19 protein-coding genes and 1 other RNA gene are annotated in these 23,499 nt (G+C 45.2%); 14 read left to right on the top strand and 6 right to left on the bottom strand.

Annotated features, from left to right (window positions below; all coding sequences use genetic code 11):
• Positions 1–19 precede the first annotated feature (19 nt).
• From JGUZn3_RS12690 to clpS, 3 genes are all read right to left on the bottom strand, one after another.
• Positions 20–184 carry a dihydrodipicolinate synthase family protein gene (locus JGUZn3_RS12690; RefSeq protein ID WP_338030738.1) on the bottom strand — a complete coding sequence of 55 codons (165 nt, stop codon included), beginning with the start codon at positions 182–184 and terminating at the stop codon, positions 20–22.
• 80 nt (positions 185–264) lie between these two features.
• Complete coding sequence (clpA, locus tag JGUZn3_RS09560; RefSeq protein WP_203413298.1) at positions 265–2,613, bottom strand: ATP-dependent Clp protease ATP-binding subunit ClpA; 2,349 nt, start codon at positions 2,611–2,613, stop codon at positions 265–267.
• Positions 2,614–2,833: 220 nt separating this feature from the next.
• Positions 2,834–3,271, bottom strand: a complete 438-nt coding sequence (clpS, locus tag JGUZn3_RS09555) for an ATP-dependent Clp protease adapter ClpS (RefSeq protein WP_238996802.1) — start codon at positions 3,269–3,271, stop codon at positions 2,834–2,836.
• Between the two features lie 640 nt (positions 3,272–3,911).
• Between clpS and JGUZn3_RS09550 the strand changes: the two genes are divergently transcribed.
• The 10 genes from JGUZn3_RS09550 to folB all read left to right on the top strand — a co-directional run bounded on the left by JGUZn3_RS09550 (position 3,912) and on the right by folB (position 12,870).
• A complete protein-coding gene (locus JGUZn3_RS09550) occupies positions 3,912–4,952 on the top strand; it encodes a D-alanyl-D-alanine carboxypeptidase family protein (protein ID WP_238996964.1) in 1,041 nt (346 codons plus the stop codon).
• Between the two features lie 250 nt (positions 4,953–5,202).
• Complete coding sequence (map, locus tag JGUZn3_RS09545) at positions 5,203–5,991, top strand: type I methionyl aminopeptidase (RefSeq protein WP_203413296.1); 789 nt, start codon at positions 5,203–5,205, stop codon at positions 5,989–5,991.
• Positions 5,992–6,076: 85 nt separating this feature from the next.
• Positions 6,077–7,897 carry a gamma-glutamyltransferase gene (gene ggt, locus JGUZn3_RS09540; RefSeq protein WP_203413295.1) on the top strand — a complete coding sequence of 607 codons (1,821 nt, stop codon included), beginning with the start codon at positions 6,077–6,079 and terminating at the stop codon, positions 7,895–7,897.
• 156 nt (positions 7,898–8,053) lie between these two features.
• An RNA gene (ffs, locus tag JGUZn3_RS09535) (signal recognition particle sRNA small type) lies at positions 8,054–8,151 on the top strand.
• 162 nt (positions 8,152–8,313) lie between these two features.
• Positions 8,314–10,347 carry a DNA polymerase III subunit gamma/tau gene (locus JGUZn3_RS09530; protein ID WP_203413294.1) on the top strand — a complete coding sequence of 678 codons (2,034 nt, stop codon included), beginning with the start codon at positions 8,314–8,316 and terminating at the stop codon, positions 10,345–10,347.
• Between the two features lie 72 nt (positions 10,348–10,419).
• Complete coding sequence (locus JGUZn3_RS09525) at positions 10,420–10,743, top strand: YbaB/EbfC family nucleoid-associated protein (RefSeq protein ID WP_203413293.1); 324 nt, start codon at positions 10,420–10,422, stop codon at positions 10,741–10,743.
• Positions 10,744–10,824: 81 nt separating this feature from the next.
• A complete protein-coding gene (gene recR / locus JGUZn3_RS09520) occupies positions 10,825–11,427 on the top strand; it encodes a recombination mediator RecR (RefSeq protein WP_203414899.1) in 603 nt (200 codons plus the stop codon).
• Between the two features lie 6 nt (positions 11,428–11,433).
• Positions 11,434–11,706 carry a hypothetical protein gene (locus JGUZn3_RS12745; protein WP_408871747.1) on the top strand — a complete coding sequence of 91 codons (273 nt, stop codon included), beginning with the start codon at positions 11,434–11,436 and terminating at the stop codon, positions 11,704–11,706.
• Positions 11,681–12,460 (top strand): SDR family oxidoreductase, encoded by a 780-nt coding sequence (locus JGUZn3_RS09510; RefSeq protein ID WP_203414897.1) that lies wholly within the window; start codon positions 11,681–11,683, stop codon positions 12,458–12,460. The genes JGUZn3_RS12745 and JGUZn3_RS09510 overlap by 26 nt, the downstream gene beginning before the upstream one ends.
• Positions 12,460–12,870, top strand: a complete 411-nt coding sequence (folB, locus tag JGUZn3_RS09505) for a dihydroneopterin aldolase (protein ID WP_203413292.1) — start codon at positions 12,460–12,462, stop codon at positions 12,868–12,870. Before JGUZn3_RS09510 ends, folB begins: the two co-directional genes overlap by 1 nt.
• A gap of 157 nt (positions 12,871–13,027) precedes the next feature.
• Here folB and JGUZn3_RS09500 read toward each other — a convergent pair whose 3' ends face one another.
• Both JGUZn3_RS09500 and JGUZn3_RS09495 read right to left on the bottom strand, forming a co-directional pair.
• Complete coding sequence (locus tag JGUZn3_RS09500; protein WP_203413291.1) at positions 13,028–13,399, bottom strand: DUF3597 domain-containing protein; 372 nt, start codon at positions 13,397–13,399, stop codon at positions 13,028–13,030.
• 253 nt (positions 13,400–13,652) lie between these two features.
• Positions 13,653–14,015 carry a TIGR02300 family protein gene (locus JGUZn3_RS09495; RefSeq protein ID WP_203413290.1) on the bottom strand — a complete coding sequence of 121 codons (363 nt, stop codon included), beginning with the start codon at positions 14,013–14,015 and terminating at the stop codon, positions 13,653–13,655.
• Positions 14,016–14,402: 387 nt separating this feature from the next.
• Between JGUZn3_RS09495 and aroA the strand changes: the two genes are divergently transcribed.
• From aroA to JGUZn3_RS09475, 4 genes are all read left to right on the top strand, one after another.
• Positions 14,403–15,749: a 3-phosphoshikimate 1-carboxyvinyltransferase gene (gene aroA / locus JGUZn3_RS09490; RefSeq protein ID WP_203413289.1), complete on the top strand. Its 1,347-nt coding sequence runs from the start codon at positions 14,403–14,405 to the stop codon at positions 15,747–15,749.
• The gene (gene cmk, locus JGUZn3_RS09485; protein ID WP_203413288.1) at positions 15,746–16,405 is read left to right on the top strand and encodes a (d)CMP kinase; all 660 of its coding nucleotides are present in this window, start codon (positions 15,746–15,748) and stop codon (positions 16,403–16,405) included. The genes aroA and cmk overlap by 4 nt, the downstream gene beginning before the upstream one ends.
• 385 nt (positions 16,406–16,790) lie before the next feature.
• Complete coding sequence (gene rpsA / locus JGUZn3_RS09480) at positions 16,791–18,506, top strand: 30S ribosomal protein S1 (RefSeq protein ID WP_203413287.1); 1,716 nt, start codon at positions 16,791–16,793, stop codon at positions 18,504–18,506.
• A 247-nt stretch (positions 18,507–18,753) separates the two neighbouring features.
• Positions 18,754–20,166, top strand: a complete 1,413-nt coding sequence (locus tag JGUZn3_RS09475; RefSeq protein WP_203413286.1) for a hypothetical protein — start codon at positions 18,754–18,756, stop codon at positions 20,164–20,166.
• 357 nt (positions 20,167–20,523) lie between these two features.
• Here JGUZn3_RS09475 and JGUZn3_RS09470 read toward each other — a convergent pair whose 3' ends face one another.
• Entirely contained in the window at positions 20,524–23,223 is a 2,700-nt protein-coding gene (locus JGUZn3_RS09470; protein ID WP_203413285.1) for a M16 family metallopeptidase, read from the bottom strand.
• Positions 23,224–23,499 lie beyond the last annotated feature (276 nt).

Below are 23,499 nucleotides of genomic sequence, written 5' to 3'. Positions count from 1 at the left end.
CACAGCTCTTTATTTTTATCTAGAATATCTGGGGTGGTTGGCTGATTTGAAATTGTTGAGGGGAGTCATTGGCTTCGGCAGTACTATTAGAGCCGGTTTCCGCTATAATGGGTATCCGCCCAGAGGCCACTTTTACAGCAATCTCCACAACGTCTCGATGTTCTTGCAGTAAGATAAAGAACAAGGAAGGATAATTTTTATCCTTCCTTGTTCTATCTTCCTTGTTTTGGGGCTGTTTATGACTGATGAAGAGAGAGTTATAATTTAAGAAGTCGTTTCTGGTTTCTTTTCATCATTATTATTATCAGAGGTTGCGTTCTTCCCCTTATTTTTTGTGGAAGACGCTATAAAGGTGAAGTCCAGATCGTCTTTCTTTTTGTCGTAAGCGATTTTAACAGCACCACCATTGATCAGTTTTCCAAATAAGAGTTCTTCTGCCAAGGGCTTTTTAATATGCTCCTGTATAAGTCTTCCCAAGGGGCGAGCGCCATAGAGCCTGTCATATCCTTTTTCGACTAGCCATTCTTTGGCAGCAGAAGAAAGCTCAATTGTAACATTTCTATCAGCCAGTTGTGCTTCCAATTGCAGAACAAATTTTTCCACCACAAGGCCCACAATATCGGGCGTTAGGTTAGCAAAGGGAATAATGGCATCCAGACGGTTACGGAACTCAGGAGTGAAAAGACGTTTGATGGCATCCTCATCTTCTCCTTCCCGTGTTGAGCGGCCAAACCCTATAGCTTCCTTGCTGAGGTCAGCAGCACCGGCATTGGTGGTCATAATCAGGATAACATTGCGGAAGTCTACAATCTTTCCATTATGATCAGTCAGCTTCCCATGATCCATCACCTGAAGCAGAATGTTGAAGAGCTCAGGGTGCGCCTTTTCTACCTCATCAAGCAACAGTACGGCATGGGGATTTTGGTCTATGGCATCGGTCAGAAGGCCCCCTTGATCAAACCCTACATAGCCGGGCGGTGCTCCGATAAGACGGGAAATAGAATGACGCTCCATATATTCTGACATATCAAAGCGGATTAGTTCAATTCCCAGTGTTGCAGCCAGTTGGCGGGCGACTTCTGTTTTTCCTACCCCCGTGGGGCCAGAGAAAAGATAATTGCCAATAGGTTTTTCTGGATCCCTAAGGCCAGCGCGCGAAAGCTTAATAGCCGAGGAGAGGGCCTGAATAGCTCTATCTTGACCAAAGACCATGCTTTTGAGATCGCGTTCGAGGGAACGGAGCACTTCTTTATCATCAGCTGAAACGCTCTTGGGGGGGATACGGGCAATTTTAGCCACGATCGCCTCAATATCTTCTAGTGTGATAATTTTTTCACGCTTCTCTTCTGGAATGAGCATGCGAGAGGCTCCAACTTCGTCAAGCACATCAATGGCTTTATCCGGCAGCTTCCTATCGTGAATGTATTTTGCAGACATTTCCACGGCTCCACGAATGGCTTCATCAGTATATTCCACCTGATGGTGCTTTTCATAAGTGGATTTAAGGCCACGAAGAATCTTTACCGCATCTTCTATTGTTGGCTCTCCCACGTCGATTTTCTGGAAACGTCTAACCAAGGCCTTATCTTTTTCAAAATGCTGGCGAAACTCTTTATAAGTGGTTGACCCAATACAGCGGAGAGTTCCTGCCGCTAAGGCAGGTTTAAGCAGGTTAGATGCATCCATGGCTCCGCCAGAGGTCGAGCCGGCACCAATCACGGTGTGGATTTCGTCAATAAAAAGAATGCTGCCAGGATTGTTTTCCAAATCCGTAACGACAGCTTTGAGTCGTTCTTCAAAATCGCCCCTATAGCGGGTTCCGGCTAATAATGTGCCCATATCCAGAGCGTAAATGACAGAGTTTTTGAGAACATCTGGGACTTTTTTCTCAACAATCCTGCGGGCCAGCCCTTCAGCAATGGCTGTTTTCCCCACACCTGGGTCGCCCACATAAAGGGGGTTGTTTTTTGTACGCCGGCACAGGATTTGGATTGTTCTCTCTATTTCCGTATCGCGGCCAATAAGGGGGTCAATCTTTCCATTTTCGGCCTTTTTGTTAAGGTTAACACAATAGGTCTTTAAAGCTTCTGCGTTTTTCTCCGAAGAGGCAGAAGAGGAAGGCTCTTCCTCATCCTGAGAAGGGGGCGAGGTGGGCGGAACAGACCTACGGCTTCCCCCAGGGGCTTTGGCAATGCCATGGGAGATGAAATTGACAGCATCAAGCCTTGTCATGTCTTGTAGCTGGAGGAAATAGATGGCATGGCTTTCGCGTTCGGCAAACAGGGCGACCAAAACATTAGCCCCTGTCACTTCATCGCGTCCTGTGGTTTGGACGTGGATTGCTGCCCTTTGAATAACCCTTTGGAAGGCCGCCGTGGGTTTGGGCTCGGTCTCGTGGGTTGCGGCCAGCCCAGAGAGATCCTTATCAATAAAATCAGAGAGGTCAGATTTAAGCTTGCTGATATCAACGCCACAAGCCCTGAATACAGTGATGGTATCAGCATCATCTGCCAGTGCCAGGAGAAGGTGTTCGAGGGTTGCATATTCGTGCCGACGCTCACTGGCAATAGAAAGCGCACGGTGAAGTGTCTGTTCAAGGTTGCGTGACAACATGCTGGGACTTGCCTTTTCAAAGCGGGTTAGTGGAAAATGGTATAATGCCTAGGGTTTGAGTGCATTTGGGGTTTGAGCGAATTAATGTGAAAAATATTATACTTTTTAAACAGATATATGGGATGAAAGATTAAATAATTAACGATAAAAATTTTTATATGATAAAAAAAGCACGATTCTCTTCCTCTCATTAACCCTTTGGTTATATTTTGGATCGCGGTTAGTCTTTTTCAATTGTGCATTGTAAAGGGTGCTGGTTACGTTTTGCTAGATCCATCACTTGGGTTACCTTGGTTTCGGCGACTTCATAGGTAAAAACCCCACAAACCCCAACCCCTTGCTGATGGACTTTCAGCATAATGTTAGTGGCCTCATCTCGGGATTTCTGAAAAAAACGCTCCAGTACATGAACAACAAATTCCATAGGTGTGTAGTCATCATTAAGCATCAACACCTTGTACATCGAAGGTTTTTTAATAAGTGGGCGCGTGTGCACCACAATATCCACAAAAGTGCCAGAATTATTGTTATTATTATCCTCATTATCAGAGGGAGAATGCGATTTCCCGCCATAAGGGGCCCATAACGGTGCGGAGGCATTCCGGTTGGTCAAAGGCTGGGAGGAATGATGAGGGGCGGTAAAAGATGTGATCGGCATTCATTCAGCTCTAATGTTTAAGGAAGGGAAATCGGTGATAAAAGTAGCGTAATTATTATGATCAGTTACATAAATTATAGATAATTTAACTTTTTAGTTCTAAATTATAGACAGAATGGTACATAAGCATAGTATTATGTAAAAATAATGAAGACCGTATGCTGGAACAGAAAAAATGAATGAGTTACTAAAACATTCAGCTTTTTTCAGTAATTTATGTATTCTCTGTTCTTGGATCAATAGGCTAGAAAGTATAATAAGAGTGTATTGCGTCAATGAAATAAGGCTGTGTGTCCTTGAGCAAACCTTTAGCTGTCCTCGGTAAAGGTGAGGGTTTGGTTTCTAGGGAGTTAATTAAGGGTTAGGGGTTTTATTCTCCAGTCGTGGTGTTTTGCCATTGATAAATAGGGTAAACCCCGTTATCCCAAGCGGAAAGCAGCGGTAAAAGGCTTGATTGTGAGGTGTTACAGTGCAAATAAACAAGGAACTTAGGAGGAATTCTCCTTCTGTTCAGAAGGGTTCCCCTCTTTCCAAAGGAGAACAGCCCACTCCAATGGTTGAAGAGAAAGCATGCAGGAAGCGTAAGTGCGCCTTTTTATTTCGCTTTCCGTTGAGCCGAAAGCTTGTCCCCTCGTTTTTAATGTTTTCAGGCGTGTGGATGGCCTCTACCACTGCTTGGGCCCAGTATGCAGGCCATATTAGCTCTTTTGTTGCAGATGCTAACACCGGTCAGGTGCTCTCAGCTCAAGATGCGGATCTGGAAAGGTATCCTGCAAGCCTAACGAAGCTTATGACCCTTTATCTAGCATTTAGAGCCTTAGATGAAGACAAAATTTCGCTAGATCAGCTGGTTCCTATCTCTATTCATGCCGCTTCTATGGAGCCGTCCAAGCTTGGGTTGCGTCCAGGAAATTATATTACCGTGGAACAGGCCATTTTGGCTTTGGTGACCAAATCGGCCAATGATGCGGCTTGTGCTCTTGGGGAATTGCTTGGGGGGGGGAGCGAAGAGGCTTTCGGTCAAATTATGACCCAGCAAGCCCGAGCCTTAGGGATGGATCACACCACTTTTAAGAATGCCTCAGGTTTACCCGATCCAGAGCAAGTCACCACAGCGCGGGATCTTGCGACCCTAACCCGCCATATTATTCAGGATTTTCCAGATAATTATCATTATTTTGGGGTTCCATATTTCGTTTTTCATGGGCGGGTTATTAACAACCATGACCCAATGCTAAAAATTTATCCGGGAGCAGATGGCCTTAAAACTGGTTATACCGCTTCAGCCGGGCATAATCTGGTGACCTCAGCCCAACGGGGAGATGTTCGGTTGATTGGCGTTGTTTTAGGGGCTCATAACAACCCGCAAAGAAGCTCCATTATGGCCAATATCCTTGATGATGGATTCGCTCGAGAAGGGGCCCCTGTGGTGACGCATCCTTTGGTACTCGCCCGGGCTTCGTCATCTTACCCCGCCCATACTGTGCGGCATCGGCGTAAGACGGTACGTCATTTGGCTTCTCCTAATGCTTCAGAAGTAGCAGAAGCTTCTTTATCTACCCGTCACCGCAAGGCTCGTAAAGTGCGCATTCTGCATTCTTCATCTGTTAATGCGAAAGTTCGTTTAATTCCTCTGAATACAAGGACTGTGAAAAAATCGGCTCATCGTAATAAGGGGTAAGGCTTTGAGGGTGATATAAGCTTTAAAAGTGACGTGGGTATTTGAAAAGGGTATTTAAAAAAAGTGATCTTTTAAAGAGGGTTTTGTTTTTCGAGGCGGGGCTTTTTCAGGAATGATAGCCCTGCCTTTGTGTTGTATAACAGCTTAAGATGCAGAAAATTTAGTAAAATTTATTCTTGACCAGACCATGAGACTTCATCAATTTAAGGAATTACTGTAACGGCGTTTTAATGGTTAGGAGAAAGTGCGTATGCGCACCTCGTCTCAGGTGGTTATTCACGGTGAAGAAGATTTTGTAAAGATGCGGGCAGCGGGTCGGTTAGCAGCAGAAACGCTTGATATGATAACACCTTATGTAAAGCCGGGTGTTTCTACAGAAGAGCTCAACAAAATTATTCACGACTATACGCTCGACCATGGGGCAGTGCCAGCAACCCTTAATTATAAGGGGTATCCCAAATCCTGTTGTATTTCCATTAATCATGTTGTTTGTCATGGTATTCCCGGTGAGCGTGTGCTGATGGAAGGGGATATTGTAAATATTGACGTCACTTCCATTCTTGATGGCTGGTATGGGGATACAAGCCGAATGTATAGTGTGGGTGCCATTTCCCGCAAGGCCAAAAATCTGATTGATGTTACCTATGAATGCCTGATGCTGGGTTTAAAAGCTGTAAAGCCGGGCAATACTTTGGGTGATATTGGCTATGCCATTCAAACTTATGCAGAATCCCATAGGATGTCGGTGGTCAGAGAGTTTTGCGGCCATGGAATAGGAACCCTTTTCCATACCGTGCCCAATGTTCTTCATTTTGGCAAACCTGGGCAAGGAATGGTTTTGCAAGCAGGTATGTTTTTTACTGTGGAACCGATGGTCAATCTTGGAAAGCCTGATGTAAAAATTCTCGAAGACGGGTGGACGGCCGTAACGAGGGATCGCTCACTTTCTGCACAATTTGAGCATATGATTGGGGTCACAGAAGAGGGATGTGAAATTTTTACCCTTTCACCTGCGGGCTTTAGTAAACCTCCCTATTGAGGTAGATCCCTATTGAGACAGAGAAGAATAATTGACATGTCGGGTTGTGTTATGTCCCTCAGAGTTATTGGAGGAATGGGCGTTTATGGTTAAATCCAAAAGGATAGTACCGGTTGTTGTTGCAGTCTTGTGTCTTATGTCCCCATGGGAGGGATATGCAGCCCGTCAATCTTCTGGAAGTGACCCCCTGGCTTTTCAGAGTGCTGCAGTGGATACTTCTGCCATAAACCCTGTTCCAGGGAAGAATGGGATGGTCGTTTCAGCCCAAAAGCTGGCCTCTGAAGTGGGCGCAAGGATTTTGTCCGAAGGGGGTAATGCCGCCGATGCCGCAGTGGCGGTGGCCTATGCCATGGCGGTGGTCTATCCGGCAGCAGGCAATATTGGTGGCGGTGGGTTTATGACCCTTTATAAACCGAATGAAGAACCAAAATTTATTGATTTTCGCGAACGGGCCCCTTTAGCCTCTACACGCACGATGTATTTGAACGATAAGGGGGAGGTTGTTCCACACCTTTCCACATTGGGTTGGAAATCTGTGGCTGTGCCAGGAACAGTCGCTGGCCTTGAACTGGTCAGGAGAAGGTGGGGAAGGTTAAAGCGTAACCAAGTTATGGAACCAGCCATTCGCCTTGCCGAGGATGGCTTTGTTCTGCAAGAGGGCGATATTGAACTTCTTAATACCTCTATTCAGGATATGGCTAAAGACTCAGCTGCGAAAAAGATTTTTCTTAAAGAAGATGGCTCTTCCTATAAAGTGGGGGACAGGCTGGTGCAAAAAGATCTGGCCCAGAGCCTTAAATTGATTTCTGAACAGGGTGCACAGGCTTTCTACAAGGGGGAGATCGCACAAAATATTGTTAAGGCCAGTAAAGAGGGGGGGGGTATTTTGCAAATGGAAGATTTTGCCGCCTATAAGCCACGGGTATTTTCGCCTATTAGTTGTTATTATCGTGGCTACAGGGTTCTTACAGCTCCCCCGCCGAGTGGGGGCGGTGTGGCCTTATGTGAAATGTTAAACATTCTTGAAGGGTATAATATGGCTAAATTAGGCCTTTATACCAAAGAGGCCGTGCATGTAGAAGTTGAGGCCATGCGCCATGCCTATTCTGATAGGCGTGACTTGGGTGACCCTGATTTTGTAAGAAATCCGGTTCAGCATCTGGTTGATAGGATTTATGCCAAATTTATTCGGGATGATATCCCCAAAGACCACGCTGTTGCATCCGATTCTCTGCAGGCTGGTAATCCCCAACCCTTGCGGAAGAGGATCCCTGCTGGTGAAAAGGTTCAACATCAAGAACATGCCGAGACCACCCATTTTTCAGTGATTGACCGTAGTGGATTTGCTATATCTACCACTTATACGCTCAATGGCTGGTTTGGGGCACGGGTTGTTGCTGAGCATACCGGTATTGTGATGAATGATGAGATGGATGACTTCTCCATTCGGCCAGGGGTGCCCAACATGTATGGCATTGTTGGCAGCAAAGCCAATGAGATTGCCCCGAGGAAAACCCCATTATCCTCAATGTCTCCTACCATTGTCTTGCGTAAGGGGAAGGTAAAAATGGTAACAGGGAGCCCTGGTGGCTCCCGTATCCCTACGATTGTCTTAACGACCATTCTTGGGGTGATAGATTATAACCTCAATATCCAGCAGGCGGTGAATTTAGGGCGTATTCATCAGCAATGGCATCCCAGTGCCATTCAAGAGGAGCGCGGAACCTTAAAGCCAGAGGTTATTTCTGCCCTCCAGCAAGAGGGGTATTCGGTAGTAGGCATGGATTCATGGGGCATTGCTGAGGCCATTTTGGTGGGGGGTCCCAGTCTGAAAGAAAAGGGGAAAGCTGCATATTATGGGGGGGTAGATTATCGCCACCCTGGTGGGGGTGCAGTAGGGGAGTAGTCTTTAATCTTGCCTTTTTTACGAAGTGTTAGGCATTGTCAAAACAAAAGAACAAACTGTGTTTTGCAAAAAAAATGTAGGGCCAGTTGTTATTTTTCAGTTTTTTTTTATTTTCCCCCTTGTCTTGCCTATGGGGGTCTATGGTATGAGGGTATCGGAAAGTCAGCAGTGGGCAGGCCTCTCGTAAACTCGGTCAGGTCTGGAAGGAAGCAGCCATTATGAGAAGTGTCTGGGTTGCTGTCTGGCTTTCCACCTTTAATAGCTGGCAAGCTCATAAGCTCATGGTTTCTGGCGGATGGAACTAGGCATGTTGTGAGGAGCTGGTTATTTTTTAGGGGTTGGTTATTTTATAGAGAACCCTTTTCGTGAGGTTCCTTCTGCTCTGGGGTTTATTTCAATAAGGAAATGTTGAGTCTTTGAGCGAACAGGTAGAGTTTTCACCTTCCAAAAACCGGCATTACCAGGTTCTGGCCCGCAAATATCGCCCCAAGGTCTTTGATGACCTAATCGGGCAGGAAGTAACCGTTCATATTTTACGGAATGCCTTTGCCATGCAACGGGTGGCCCACGCTTTTATGCTAACCGGCGTAAGAGGAGTAGGGAAGACCACCTCAGCCCGTATTTTAGCGCGTGCGCTGAATTGTACAGGGGTAGATGGTCAAGGGGGCCCTACAGCTGACCCGTGTGGAGTATGCCACAACTGTAAAGCCATATTGGCAGACCGCCATCCAGATGTATTAGAAATTGACGCAGCCTCTCATACTGGGGTGGATGACATTCGTGAAATAATAGAATCCAGTCGTTTCCGTCCCTTACAAGGAAGGATGAAGGTTTTTATTATCGATGAAGTGCATATGCTTTCCCGCAATGCCTTTAATGCTTTACTGAAAACCCTGGAGGAACCTCCTGCTCAGGTTACGTTTATTTTTGCGACGACAGAACTGCGGAAAGTGCCTTTAACCATTTTATCCCGTTGCCAGCGTTTTGACTTGAAAAGGGTCTCGCAGGAAAGGTTGATTGCTCATTTTGCTTCCCTTGCCCAACAGGAAGGCATTGGCATAGAACCCGATGCCCTTGCCATGATTGCTCGCGCTGCCGATGGTTCCGTTCGAGATGGCCTCTCCTTGCTTGATCAGGCTATTGCACAGGGAAGAGTTGAAGAAAATTCTTCTGGTCATGAGGGAAAAATAGAGGGAAAAACGCTTGTTCAGGCCCAGTCTGTTTCTGAAATGCTGGGTTTGGTGGATCAGGTTTTGGTATTTGATATTCTGGAGGCGGCTTTTTCTGGAAGACCAGACCAGTTGTTAACATTGACTGAGCAGGCCTATCGTTTGGGAGCAGATTTTAGTGTTGTTCTTTCGGATTTACTGGAGGTTATTCATCTGATTTCTCGCCTTCAAGCGCTGCCGGTCTTAAAGGAAAGTGCCGAGCTCTCGGAGCTTGAGCGAACACGGGGGGGCGTGTTAGCAGAAAAGCTTAGTGTTCCGGTATTAGCCCGCAGTTGGCAGGTGGTGCTTAAGGGGCTTGCAGAGGTTGATCTTTCACCGGATAGAAAGGCTGCTGCAGAAATGGTTCTTCTGCGCTTATGTTATCTGGCAGATCTTCCTTCCCCGGCAGAGGTGATAGAAAAAATGTCTCTCAGGCCTCCGTCGGTCAGTGAGGATAAAACTCCCCCTCATCATTTTGCATCTTCAGTGCTATCCCCTGCGGATAAGGCAAGTGAAAAAAAAAATCTAGCGCCCTCTTTCACTCAAGACTTACAGGCGAAGGATATTCCCAAGGAAGAGACGCTCTCTTCAGAGTTGGAAACTCTTCCAACCAAGGATATTCAAAAGATTGTCTTGGAGCAGGAAGAGAAGGTTCCAGATGAAGGAAAAACAGAGGAGGAAAAAAAAGAGGGGCCGGAGCCTTCTCAAGAAATGTCGGAAGGTGAGGTGCCAAAACCTTCTTCTCCTCCGAGAAGCTGGCGGGATGTTGTAGCCCTAACAAAAAAAAAAGGCGTAGGGCGTCTACATGGGCATTTACGTCATGATGTAAGGCTGGTACGTTTAGCTCCCCCAGTGCTAGAGATCAGCCTAGATGCGTCTGCCCCAAGGGATATTCCCCAAAAATTGCGGGAGATATTGAATGAAGAAACCTCCTTAGTTTGGTCAGTTGTGGTCTCCACCCAGCAGGGAGAGCCCACTCTTGCAGAACAGGAAAGGGCTGTAGAGCAACAAATTCGCCTTGAGGTAGAAGAAAATCCCTTGGTTAAGGAAATTATGACAGTTTTTCCTGGGGCAATGATAAAAACTGTTACAGATCATTCCCTGGATAGTTACGGTTTACCTCAACAAGACGAAGCAGAAGTGATTATGGATGATTTGGCAGATCCTTATATAGAAAGAGATGAGGGAGAAGAAATAGACGAGGAGGAACTATTTTTTGAGGAAAATACTAAAACTCTTTAAGAAGAATTGTTTGTGGTTTTTTTATAACTTATATGTGGGTAGAAGATTAATAGAGAGAAAAGGGATCATCTTATGAAAAATCTTGCAGGTCTTATGAAGCAGGCCTCTCAAATGCAGGCGAAAATGGAAGAAATGCAGGCCACACTTGAAGGTTTGCAGGTAGAAGGCAGTGCTGGCGCAGGGATGGTCACTATAACCCTTAACGGGAAAGGGGTTATGAAAGCGATAAAGATAGATCCAAGCTTGATGGATGCTTCTGAAATGGAAATGCTCCAGGACCTGATTATGGCAGCACACGCGGATGCTCGCAAACATCTTGATGCCAAAACAGCTGAAGAAATGCAGAAGGTCACTGGGGGGCTCTCTCTTCCAGCTGGTATGAAGCTCCCCTTTTAAATAAGGGTGTCATTCAGGGTTTAGGCAAGCATTCTCTTTGCTGTGGCTCTGGATTTTAAGACCAGCAGTGAAAAGGCCATCATGCGAATTAGCCCAGAAATTGAGTCCCTCTTATCCCTCCTTTCTCGACTGCCAGGATTGGGTCCTCGTTCGGCGCGTAGGGTTGTCCTGGCGTTATTAAAGAACCCTCAAGGTAAAATGCTTTCCTTAGCGCAAGCCCTGGAGCAAGCTGCCAGCACAGTCAAAACATGCTCAGTCTGTGGGAATGTGGATTCAAGTGATCCCTGCCTGATTTGTTCTGACCCCACTCGGGATCAGTCGGTGGTGTGTGTAGTAGAAACAGTGGGGGATTTATGGGCTTTGGAAAACTCAGGTTTATATCGTGGAAGTTACCAAGTTTTGGGGGGAGTGCTATCACCCCTGGCAGGCCAGGGGCCAGAAGATTTAAATAGCCGTTCTCTTTTTCACCGTATAGAAGAAGGCCGTGTTAAGGAAGTTATTCTTGCCTTAAGTGTTACCGTGGACGGCGTAACGACCATGCATTGGCTTCAGGAAAAACTTAAACCGTTTGCTGTGGCAGTCAGTCAGTTAGGGCAAGGGGTGCCGATGGGAAGTACCCTTGAAGGGTTGGACGACGGGACCATAGCAGCGGCCTTTGCTGCTCGTAAGGTAGTTAATGGATAAAACGGCGTGGAAGCTTGGTGTAATACTCCAGAAAATAGTGCGGCGATGGTAGAAGTGAACGCTGAAACAGATTTTGTAGCCAGAAATAAAACCTTTCAGCAGTTTGTACAAGATATTGCACATGTGGCTTTAAAGGCTGGAGAAGATGTAGAAGCCATATTTTTGTATACGTTGGATAAGGGATGGTTTATTAATGATTCAAAAGAAACAATTTTAAAGCGTGTTTGTTTTGTCCATGAGTATTGCACACCGTATCCCCCTATATCCTATTGCTGCTAATATGAGAAAAGTTGCCCTTATTACAGGAGCAGCTTTACGTCTTGGACGTCAGACGGCTTTATATTTGGCGGCTAATGGTTTTTCTGTTGTGATCCACTATCGTAAGAGTGAGGAAGCAGCCCATACTCTGCAGAAAGATATTGAAAATTCCGGGGGTAAGGCAAGCCTTGTTCAGGCAGACCTCTCTAAGGAAGAGGATGTTCTCGAGCTGGCAGAGAAAAGCCGGTCATTTTACGGGAATTTGGGTGTTCTTGTTAATAATGCCAGCGCTTTTTTTCGTGATGAATGGCAAGATATGACCAGAGAATTATGGGATACCCATTTGGAATCCAATTTGCGGGCTCCATGTGTGTTAATGCAAGAATTTGCTCGCCATCATGATAAAAGCCAGCAGGGAGCTATTATCAATTTTCTTGATCAGAGGGTTTGGTCTATTACACCCCATTTTATGAGCTATACGGTTTCGAAATACGCCTTATGGGGCTTAACGCAAAGTATGGCGCTTGCTTTGGCACCACAGAATATCCGTGTGAATGCCATTGGGCCAGGGCCTACCCAAGCCAGCATCTACCAGACTGAAGAGCAGTTTTTAAAGCAGTGTCGTTCTGTTCCCTTGCGTCGGGGGACGGACTTGTCTGAAATCGGCCATGCTGTTATGAGCCTTATCAGCCTTCCTTCTGTCACAGGGCAAATGTTAGCTCTTGATGGAGGACAGCACCTTCAATGGCAGCCTGGAAATGGAGATGAGATATAATGGCACCGTTTTCCCCCAAGGAGGGATGGACATCCCTAAGGCATATTTTTGTTTCAAATATGCTTGTTCAGGCAGAAATAGGGATTTATGAACATGAAAAAGGCATTACCCAACCCGTAAGAATTAATGTCTCTGTGGGAATTAAGGATGTCTCAGAAGGGTTTATTGAAGAAGACAATCTTGAGAAAACTGTATCTTATGCCGATCTTGTGGTGATTATTCGCGACATTGTTCGCGAGGGGCATATTAATTTGGTTGAGACATTGGCCGAAAAAATCTCAAAGGCTATTTTACAAGATAAAAGAATAGTGGTAACGCGGGTAAAGGTTGAAAAACTCAATATTATGCCCGATGTCGAGGCCGTAGGCACAGAGATAGAGCGTTACCAGCCCGTTGAGGAAAGTTCTTAAAGTGTCTTCGTACATCTTAACAACAAGGGAAGACTATATTTTCATACAGTACTGAATAGCTTACGCGCCCACCATGAAAGCCTGCTTTTGTCGCAGGCTTTAAAGGGACAATTTCTTCTGACAGGAAAACGTTTTTAATAGATCTTCGCTTGTGTGTTTAGTGTTTGAGGGAGTCGGGCACTTTCCCCCCATTGTCAGCCAGAGCCTTCATAACGGCCTTGTGGAGCCAGATATTCATGCTCGCTGAATCGTTTTTATCACCGTTATAGTGGAGCTCATCGGCAAGTTGCTGGCGAGCAGAAAGCGAACTGTCCAGGTTGAGAAGTTTGAGAAGATCTACGATAGATTCTCGCCAGTTGAGGGTTTGGCCGGCTTTGGTTGCCATATCTGAAAGTACAGCTTCAACATCTACAGAACCAGACGTTGAAGCGGATGGAGCAGTCGAATCAGCTGTCTGGGTGCCCTCTTGGACTGGCGCTGCTTCAGCATGACCAAATATTTTTGACATAATCGAACTAAAAAGGCCCATAGTAAACTCCTGAATGTTATTTGGCACTATTTTATCATTAACAACCTTCATGGCTGTTCTGATAGTTTCTAACGCAGGATAGAGTATATAGATTGATAACAAAAGGGCAATAAAATGGAAAAGGCATGAGGTGTTAAGACAGCCAGAAGCATAAAAGCCAATATAAACCATAGAAGTAATGGTTTATATTGGCTTTTATATTGACCTGAAAATTCAAAACCTGTCCTCAAGCGATTGTCTTGGGGAGAGGGGATTAATTATCGTGGTCATCCTTATCGGAGATAACCTCTATTTCTGCTTCAATGGCATCTGTGTCATCATCCAGGTCGGAAGTATCTTCCAGAAGATCATCCTCGGTTTCGGTATCTTCATCGGGATCAAGATCAACATCTACGTCAACATCTGTATCCAGATCTGTGTCGTTTTCAGGATGTTTCTTAAGTTTTTGTTCACTCTGTTCAATAGAGGATGTTCCCGATACCCGCCGCAGGCGAGGGGCTTCTAAGGGTTGCTCAGCCCCACATTTTGGGCATATTGCCGGTTCAACGCCCAAGTCGTAGAACCGTGCATTGCATGAAACACAGGTGCGTTTAGTGCCGAGTTCCGGCTTTGCCATTTTGAACTTTATCCATCTCAGTAATAATAACAAAAAAACTTGTGATTGTACAAGACAATTCAACCGATAGCTCAATCAACGGGCAGCATCTGCTTGTGATAAGAGTCTTATAAGGTTTGTAAGTACACCCTGTTAGTAGACATGCTCTATTCCGAAATGCAAGGGATAACGGCAAGAGGATTTAAAAAATATGTAATTATTTTTTTTGTGTGTTTTCTAGATAAATCCCCTGAGGCCCAAAATGCCGTATGGATTAATTTTTTTAAGCCTTATCGGGTGTGATTTTTTGTTTTATTATTATTGATTAAGCAAAGGGGTTTATCCCGGTTTCTCTCTAACTGGTTCATCCAGGTCTTTCTCTAACTGAGTGAAAGTACTATTCCATTTATGTTGCATTCTTCCTATCAGGCTCAGCCCTTAACGGTTCATCGCTTAAAACAGCCCTTGAAGGGGGTTGTTTCTCTCCCAGGAGATAAATCTATCAGCCATCGTTCTTTAATGCTTGCATCCCTGGCAAAAGGGGTCACCCATGTGCATGGTTTGCTGGAGGGGGAGGATGTTATTAGAACGGCCGAGGCCATGAAGGCAATGGGGGCTATAATTGAACGGAAGTCTGAGGGGGAATGGGTCATTGAGGGTCGAGGCATGCAAGGGTTGCAAGAACCCGCCGATATTCTGGATATGGGGAATTCCGGTACAGCTGCTCGTTTATTGAGCGGGCTTTTAGCCAGCTCCCCTTTTACAAGCGTGATGACTGGGGATGCCAGTTTAAGAAAACGGCCCATGATGCGGGTTATTGCCCCGCTTTCTGGCTTGGGGGCTACTTTTCTGTATCGGGAGGGTGGGCGTCTCCCTGTTGCGATTCGCGGTGTAGGCAATCCTAGCCCCATTACCTATCGCTTGCCTGTGGCTTCAGCTCAGGTTAAGTCTGCCATCATCCTTGCTGGCTTGAATTGTGTGGGTGAAACAGTGGTAGAAGAACCTGTGGTGACACGGGACCATACTGAAAATATGCTTCGTCATTTTGGGGTGCCTGTGGAGGTGATCCCGCAAGAAGGGGGGGGGCGCATTATTCGCCTGAAGGGGAAGGCTCATCTTACGGCGAAGGATATTCTTGTACCGGGCGATCCTTCTTCTGCAGCTTTTGTTGTGGTGGCTGCTCTTTTGGTGCCGGGGTCAGAAGTGACCCTTAAGACTGTGGGTCTTAACCCCTTACGGACGGGTATTTTTCAAACCCTTCTAGAAATGGGAGCACAAATAGAGAGTGTTGGAGAAGCCACAGAAGGTGGGGAAAAAACAGGGACTCTTGTGGTTAAGGCCAGCAACCTCCATGGGGTAGAGGTTCCTGAGAGCCGGGTGCCTTCCATGGTAGATGAATTTCCTATTCTTTCCGTGGCCGCAGCCTGTGCAAGGGGAACATCGCGTTTCAGGGGGTTGGCAGAGCTTCGTGTAAAGGAAAGTGATCGGCTCTCTTCTACTTTCGAGATGCTAAAGGTTAATGGTGTGGAAGTGCATATTGAGGGTGATGATCTGATCATTGAAGGACGAGAGGGGCCTCTTCCTGGAGGGGGGAAAATTGAAACTCATATGGATCATCGTTTAGCAATGAGTGCCTCTATTTTAGGGCTTGTTTCTGAAAGCAGTGTTTTTATTGATGATACAGGTTTTATCAATACCAGTTTTCCAGGCTATTTCACGCTTATGAATGGGCTTGGAGCTGGGTTTGCCTTATGAAAAAAAACTCACGGCGTATGCTCATCGCTATTGATGGCCCAGCTGCTGCTGGAAAAGGCACCTTGGCCAGGACTATCGCTCACGCTTTAAAGCTTCCCTATCTTGATACGGGCCTTCTGTATCGGGCTGTTGCCCGTAAGGTTCTTGACAAAGGGGTAGATCCTCAGCTTCATTCTGCTGAGGAACAGGCGCGCCATTTAAAGGAAGACGATCTGAAACGTCATGATCTTCGCACATCAGAGGTTGATATTGCTGCCAGTTTGGTGGCTGCCCAGCCTTTGGTTCGCCAGGCCCTTATGGGTTTTCAACAGAAATTCGCCCAAGAACGGGGCGGGGTGCTGGATGGCCGGGATATTGGAACGATGATTTGCCCAAACGCGGACGTTAAACTTTATATCACAGCTTCTGCACAAACCCGGGCTCGTCGGCGTTGGTTACAAAATGGGGGCCAGTTGGGAGATCCTCAAGAGAAGGCAGGTATCCTACACCTTCTGCGTGAGATTGAAGAGAGAGATTCTTATGATAGGAATCGCACGAACTCTCCGCTCCGCAAGGCTGATGATGCCCAGACTATCGAGACAGACGACCTTACCCCCGAACAAGTATTTCAAAAAGCCATGGCGATTATTACATCTCATCTTCAACAAGATCCTTAACAGAGAGACTCCTTATTTCCTCCTTTTGTTATGGGGGGATAAGGGAACTTTTTGGGGGTTTTGAAAATTAAATAGGTTCGGCAAAGGTGAGAAGGTATTCACAAACCATTTATCTTTCGCATTATTGATTGCTGATCGAACAAAAAAGATTGACAAGCCTGTCACTTGGTGACACTTGATAAAAAAGAACTGCCCGAAATTTCAAGGCAGAAAGTGAAGAGTTTAACGGGCTGGAGTGCGTTAAGGCACACAGCAAGTCGTTTTACTGTAACTATGGCAGTAACGCGCAAGACAAGGTCATTATGAGAGTAACTACAACCCTAAAATATTCAAGAGGGATTGGTTGCTTTACGAAAGACAGTAACAGGATTAAATAGGTAATTCCATGGCTTCAGCCACAACCCAAACCCCTACCGACCATTTTGGCGGTGAAGATTTTGCAACGCTTCTTGACGAAACCCTAGGTACCGATGCCGGTTTTGAAGGTTCTGTTGTTACAGGTAAGGTTTTACGCCTTACAGACGAATATGCTATTGTTGATGTGGGTCTTAAAAGTGAGGGGCGTGTTTCCCTTAAAGAATTTGCCCCACCAGGCGTAAAGCCAGACGTTAAGCCTGGCGATGTTATTGAACTCTATGTAGAGCGTTACGAAGATAAAGACGGTTCTATCGTTCTTTCACGTGAAAAAGCCCGTCGTGAAGAGGCGTGGACAACCCTTGAAAAGGCATTCGAGGCTAATCAGCGCGTGAATGGGGCCATATATGGTCGTGTTAAGGGTGGGTTTACAGTTGATTTGGGTGGCGCCATGGCGTTTCTTCCTGGCTCACAGGTCGATGTTCGCCCAGTAAGAGATGTTGGCCCGTTAATGGGTGTGACACAACCTTTTCAGATTTTAAAGATGGATCGTGCGAGAGGTAATATTGTCGTCTCTCGTCGTGCCGTTTTAGAAGAAACACGGGCTGAGCAACGTAGCGAGCTTATCCAGGGTCTGCAAGAAGGTATGATTTTGGATGGTGTTGTTAAAAACATCACCGATTATGGTGCCTTCGTTGATCTGGGTGGGGTTGATGGACTATTGCATGTCACCGATATTGCCTGGCGGCGTATTACCCATCCGGCTGAAGCCTTGCATATTGGCCAGTCTGTTCGTGTTCAGGTTATCCGGTTTAATTCTGAAACTCAACGCATCTCTTTGGGTATGAAACAGCTTGAGGCTGATCCATGGGAGAATATCGCGACAAAATATCCACCCGAATCACGCTTTGTCGGCCGCGTAACCAACATTACGGATTATGGTGCCTTTGTAGAGCTAGAACCTGGCGTTGAGGGGCTGGTGCATGTCTCAGAAATGTCTTGGACAAAGAAAAATGTTCATCCTGGCAAAATCGCTTCTACCTCGCAAGAGGTTGAGGTTATGGTGTTGGATGTTGACAGTGCCAAGCGCCGTATTTCCCTTGGGCTAAAACAAGTTCAGCGTAACCCTTGGGAGCAATTCAGTGAAGAGCATAAGGTGGGCTCTATCGTTGAAGGCGAAATCCGCAATATTACCGAGTTTGGCTTGTTTATAGGTCTCTCTCAGGATATTGACGGTATGGTTCATATGTCTGATCTTTCATGGGATGAAAGTGGTGAAGAAGCCATTAAGCATTACGAAAAAGGTCAGGTTGTTAAGGCAAAAGTGCTCGATGTGGATGTGGAGAAAGAACGTATTTCTCTTGGCATCAAACAATTGCAGGAAGATCCAGCAGCCGAAGTTCTCTCCCGTGTTAATAAAGGGGATGTTGTAACCTGTATTGTGACGGCTGTGCAGAGTAACGGTATTGAAGTGAAAGTTGATGACACTTTAACCGGTTTCATTCGTAGGACAGAGCTTGCCAGAGATAAGGCAGATCAGCGTCCAGAGCGCTTCGCCGAGGGTGAAAAGGTGGATGCAAAAGTTATCTCTGTTGATCGTGCCTCTCGTAAGCTGGCCTTAACCATTAAAGGCCGTGAGGTTGAAGAAGATAAGCAGGCTATTTCTGATTATGGTTCTTCAGATAGTGGAGCATCTTTAGGGGATATCCTTGGAGCCGCTATTCGTAAACGTAATACAGAAGGCTGATTTTAGCTTCTACCAAAAAGCTGAAATTCATATTTTAAGAACTATTAAAAATAGCGCCTTGATAGGCGCTATTTTTATATGAACAAAGAGAATTGTGAGATCATTGGGAAAGTATTATATTTTGAATTGCATATTATTTTACTTTATCGCGTTGAGTTGTTATCAATAGGGTCTGTTTTTGTAGTTTATTAGGGTTATAAAATTAAAGATCACTGAATGGTGGCAATAAAAATCGGAAGAAATGGTAATGAAGTTTTCTAACCTTTTGTTTTATATAGATTATATTACAGGAATGGATGACGTAACGCCATCTTATCAGGATATACAACTGAACCGTGCAGAAGAACAAAAGAGTTTTTCGTTACGTGGGTGGGGGTTTGTTGAAAATACCACATCTGAAAGAAACTTGTATTTGGCATTTCTAGAGGAAAATAATCGTAGAAAGCCAGTTATTGTGCCTTTATACCCTATTCCAAGAAGTGACGTTAAGGAGATCTATCCCAACTCTCCAACAGGTATAGCGTTTGAAAAAATTATCAGCTCTCACGATTTTTCTGTAAAGGAGGCAGGCCGTTACCATTTGGTTTTAATGGCTTATAACCCTGCTGATTCGCTTGCTGGCTGTGCTTTTCTTAACTGGAGTGTTGAGGTTAATAATTATCGTATAATGGATATTACTCACAGAGATATTCCTTTGGAAACTCAGAAATATTTTTATGAGTTTTATGAGAGACAGGCTCATAAGGAATGGGTACCAGTGTGGGAAAAGTTTGATGAAGAATGGTATATGCGTACTTATCCTTTGGTTAAAGAACGGATGCAGATGTTTGATATGACCTGTGTCGAAGAGTTTTATCGGGAGATAGGAAGTGGGCTTGGGCATTCTCCTAATCCTTATTTTGATGAGGTCTGGTATGCTAAGAAATATCCCGATATTTATAAGAAGGTCTTAGAGAGCGATTATAAGTCTGGCTTTATTTATTATTGCCTTAAAGGTTATGAGGAAAATCACTCTCCAACACCCCTCTTTTATGAAGACTATTATTTGGCAGAAAATACCGACCTTACGAAAGATGTTTTAGAGAATGCCGCTCTTTCAAACGGGTATGAACATTTTATTCTATACGGAGATCGTGAAAATCGTCGGTGCCACTATCTTTATGATAGTCGCTCACTGGAAAAAAATTTACAAAAGCAGGAGATTCCTCTTTCCGAACGTGGGCCCTATACAACGTATCGAGCCTTACCCGTAGAAAAATTGCGTCATATCCGACCCTCTGTTTATTTCGATCCTGAATGGTATGAAAAACACTATCCCGAAGTGAAAGAGGCGATAGCTCATAAACATTATGATACCGCCTTACAGCATTATCTGGAAAATAGTGAACCCATGCACTATTCACCGTTAGAGTGGTTTGATGAGGGGTTCTATCTCCAGCATAATCCTGATATCGTAACCTTTATCCATTCTGGGGTTATTCGTAATGGTTATGAACATTTTTTGCGTTGGGGTGCCAAAGAGCTACGCCAGCCTTGTGAAAGCGTAAATTTACAAGATTATTATCATACCCATCCAGAAGCAAAAGAGGAGATCGATTCAGGGGTCTACAAAGATATTTTTGCGCGTTGGTTGGTTATGGAGAAGGGTGTAGCTTATTAAAGAGAGCTTTTTTGATAAGGCTATAAAAGAAAATTCTCATAAAAAGGTAAAATACGCGCAAAATTCTGTTAGTAGGAGTAGCCTTCAGAAAATTTAGTCAAAAGACTTCCTGTTCACAGAAGGGGAGTGTTTTTCTCTTTGTCTCCTCCTCCTATAGGGGTTTCCCTAAAAGAGCGGGGTATCTAATGGCAAGGAGCAAAAGAAGTACAATTTCTCTAGGGGGAGCTTTTCTACGGGAGAAGTTTTTCTCTGTGGGAGAATTTCTATAACGGAATCTGCAAAAGTTTTGAGGAATTTTTAAAATAAGAGCTGCTCTTATAAAAAAGAGCGGCTCTTATTTTATTGTCAGCACGCCATTTATTTGGGAGTGGGCCCTTTTACAATTTGAGCGATATCATCAGGACGAATCCATTTCTTGAAAGTATTTTGAATGTCTTGTTGAGTGGCTTTAAAGTAATATTGTGCGGCCCTGTTGTCATTGTCCAAAGGGAGGTTAAGATTGACCAAAGCAAGGTAGGAGCGGCCGATGGAATCAACTGAAGCACGATCAAGCGGAATTCTTCTTAGGAGAGAAGCTTTAGCGAGGGTCAGTTCTTCATTGCTGACGGGAGAAGACTGTAACTCTTTGATGTTTTTTACGACAAGTGTGCTGGCTTTACTGACTTTATCGGGGTCTGCACCATAAGTTACAGCATAGCCGCTGCGGGTACGAGACCAGCCAAACTGACTGCTGACCGTATACACATATCCTGTTTTTACCCGCAAATCTTTATAGAGACGAGAAGAAAACCCACCCCCAAGAATCTCATTGGCAAGATTAAGGTAGTAGTGATCAGTTGAGGTGGGTAAAACCCCAGTTGTCGTGGCTAAAATAACAGTATCCTGCACGTTGGCATTATCTGGAACCACTGCATGCGAGGTTTTATTATCAGGGCGAGTAGGAAGGTCTACAATGGGTTTAGGGCCAATATTTTTCCACTGTCCAAAATTGTCTGCTATCAGTTTTTTTGCGTGCTGGGGAGTAATGTTCCCCACGATGACAATAGTAGTAAGGTCGGGTCTAAAAGAATCATGATAGAATTTTTTGACATCCTCCAGAGATATTTTCATCATCTGGTCTGGTGTGGCTTCCCTTAAGGTGGGGTCGTTTGGGGGGTTAAGGGCTTTTAACACAGCCCTTCTGAACAAATATCCTGGGGATTTCAGTAGTCCTATCTGTGCCTGGGCTTGCTGTTGGCGCACCACCATAAAAGCTTTTTCTGGGAAGGCTGGCCGCAACTGGTTATCACTCAGAAGCTTGAGCCCTTTTTCAAATTGGGGTGTAAGGGTGCTAAGAGAAAAGCTGAATCCAGCGTTTTCATCAGCTGCAATATCGTCCAGGGCTTTTTGAAAGCTTAATCTGTCAAGGGTTGTTGTTCCGTAACTAAACAGTTCGCTCGTGATATCAGAAATGCCTTCTTGGCCTTTAGGCTCCTGAAGGGAGGATTCATGGCGAACATTTCCGAACAAGCTTATGGTAGGGCTAATATGAACAGTCTGTACAATCAGGCGCAAACCATTTTCAAGGGTAATATCCACTGGGAGCGGGGATTTAGGGGGAATAGAAAGGGTGTTTAAGGCTTTCTCTGCCCATTGTGGAAGTTTTACAGGCTTATCGGGCACTGAAGCAAAAGATTCTGCTCCACCAAACCCTTTTTGGGCAATGGGCTTGCCCGATTCTTGTGGTGTGAGGAAAGCCGTAATGCTCTCTTCAGGGGCCAAAATAGTTTTGGCCATGGCATTAACATCTTGCAAGGTAACCGATTTATAAGCCGCTTCCATATCTGCAGGAGAGTTGAGCCCTTGAAAGGCTAGGGCCTCAGACCAAGTACTGGCTAGTCCGCTGATGCTATTGCTTTGAAAAGCCATTTGTGCCAGCTCGCGTTGGCGTGAGGCTTCCAGTAACTCTTTGGGCACCCCATTTTTCTGGATATCCTGTAGAATGGATTTGAGCTCTTCATGAAGGCCTTTTGGGTCTTGCCCTTTTGGAAAGCCTACTACGGCCAGGCCAAAACCTACCCTTCCTTTGGGAATATAGTCAAACTCAGAGAACAAGGCCTTTCCTTGGGGGACAAGCTCATAGAGTTTCCCGCGTTTACTGTTGAGGATATCGGCTAAGAGGTTGGCAGTGGCAAAATCTTTACCGTGTTGGCCAGGCATTCTAAAAGCAATACTGATGATCCCTACGGGTAAATCAGTCGGGAGGTTCAACGTTTGGGCTTTTAGAGGCGTAAGGGCCACGGTATTGGGGGTGGGGAGTTTTTTGGAAGGAATAGAGTCAAAATGCTGTTTAACATTTTCGAGTGTTTTTTGCGGGTCGACATTGCCTGCTATAACGAGGATAGCATTGTTAGGAGCATACCATTTATCGTAAAAACTCTTAAGCCGGGCAACATCTGTTTTCTCAAAAGAGGGACGCGTGCCCAAAGGATCATGAGCGTAGGGGGTGCCTTGAAAAAGGATATTTTGGAGCTGGGAAATATATTTGTAAATTGGGCTTGAAAGATCACGAGAGACTTCTTGTTCAATAGCACCTTTTTCTTTTTCCCAATCTTTGGCATTAAGGCTTAGTTTTCCCATTCTCATGGCTTCTATACGAAGCATAACGTCGAGATCTTCAGCGGGAGCCGTATAGAAATATTGGGTTACAGTCTCGGTGGTAAAGGCGTTATAACTCCCGCCTATCTGGGCTCCAATAGCTGCAAGCTGGTCTTTATCCAAGCCTTCACTTCCCCGAAACATCATGTGTTCTAAGGCATGGGCTGTTCCGGGAAAATCTGGAGCGGTTTCTGTAGAGCCCACAAGGTAGTTGACCTCGGTTGTGACAACAGGCGCTAAATTGTTGGGAATAATAACAACGCGTAACCCGTTTTTAAGTGTGGCACGGGTAACGGAAGAGGCCGTTGAAGAAAGGCTTTCTGAAGGAGAGGGAGGAAGGGTATGGGGAGTTTTGGCATAAAGCGGGGACGATAAAAGAATGCTTAAAGCAAAACTGGAGGACAGAAGAGACTGTTTCATTATTGTGACATATCCAGAACTGGGGTGTTTTAAGAAATAGCCAGACAGCAAACTGTTAACCAGGCCACATAGAAATTGCTGCCTTGTTTAAGGTAACGGTTTTTACTGGGTTATGCCAGATGGGTTATATCAGAATAAATTCATAAACCCAGCTTATGGGAATATTGAAGGGAGGAGGAAAGCCGCCAAAAAATTTCAAGGGCCACCATCTGTAGAAAAGCACTGTGTGTAGAAAAGAAGACTACCGTGTATAGAAAATAGGGGGCATAAAAATAG

The organism is Entomobacter blattae (assembly GCF_014672835.1).
Classification (GTDB): Bacteria; Pseudomonadota; Alphaproteobacteria; order Acetobacterales; family Acetobacteraceae; genus Entomobacter; species Entomobacter blattae.
The sequence above is the reverse complement of the archived record's forward strand: the minus strand, read 5'-3'. Positions and strand labels throughout refer to the sequence as shown.

Bases quoted from the DNA above. Each gene is read 5' to 3' on its own strand.
- ggt (WP_203413295.1), top strand. From the start codon at position 6,077: ATGGTTAAATCCAAAAGGATAGTACCGGTTGTTGTTGCAGTCTTGTGT.
- JGUZn3_RS09550 (WP_238996964.1), top strand. From the start codon at position 3,912: ATGTTTTCAGGCGTGTGGATGGCCTCTACCACTGCTTGGGCCCAGTAT.
- JGUZn3_RS09475 (WP_203413286.1), top strand. From the start codon at position 18,754: ATGAAGTTTTCTAACCTTTTGTTTTATATAGATTATATTACAGGAATG.
- JGUZn3_RS09525 (WP_203413293.1), top strand. From the start codon at position 10,420: ATGAAAAATCTTGCAGGTCTTATGAAGCAGGCCTCTCAAATGCAGGCG.
- rpsA (WP_203413287.1), top strand. From the start codon at position 16,791: ATGGCTTCAGCCACAACCCAAACCCCTACCGACCATTTTGGCGGTGAA.
- clpA (WP_203413298.1), bottom strand. From the start codon at position 2,613: ATGTTGTCACGCAACCTTGAACAGACACTTCACCGTGCGCTTTCTATT.
- aroA (WP_203413289.1), top strand. From the start codon at position 14,403: ATGTTGCATTCTTCCTATCAGGCTCAGCCCTTAACGGTTCATCGCTTA.
- JGUZn3_RS09495 (WP_203413290.1), bottom strand. From the start codon at position 14,015: ATGGCAAAGCCGGAACTCGGCACTAAACGCACCTGTGTTTCATGCAAT.
- JGUZn3_RS09470 (WP_203413285.1), bottom strand. From the start codon at position 23,223: ATGAAACAGTCTCTTCTGTCCTCCAGTTTTGCTTTAAGCATTCTTTTA.
- clpS (WP_238996802.1), bottom strand. From the start codon at position 3,271: ATGCCGATCACATCTTTTACCGCCCCTCATCATTCCTCCCAGCCTTTG.
- map (WP_203413296.1), top strand. From the start codon at position 5,203: ATGCGCACCTCGTCTCAGGTGGTTATTCACGGTGAAGAAGATTTTGTA.
- cmk (WP_203413288.1), top strand. From the start codon at position 15,746: ATGAAAAAAAACTCACGGCGTATGCTCATCGCTATTGATGGCCCAGCT.
- JGUZn3_RS09500 (WP_203413291.1), bottom strand. From the start codon at position 13,399: ATGGGCCTTTTTAGTTCGATTATGTCAAAAATATTTGGTCATGCTGAA.
- recR (WP_203414899.1), top strand. From the start codon at position 10,825: ATGCGAATTAGCCCAGAAATTGAGTCCCTCTTATCCCTCCTTTCTCGA.
- folB (WP_203413292.1), top strand. From the start codon at position 12,460: ATGGCACCGTTTTCCCCCAAGGAGGGATGGACATCCCTAAGGCATATT.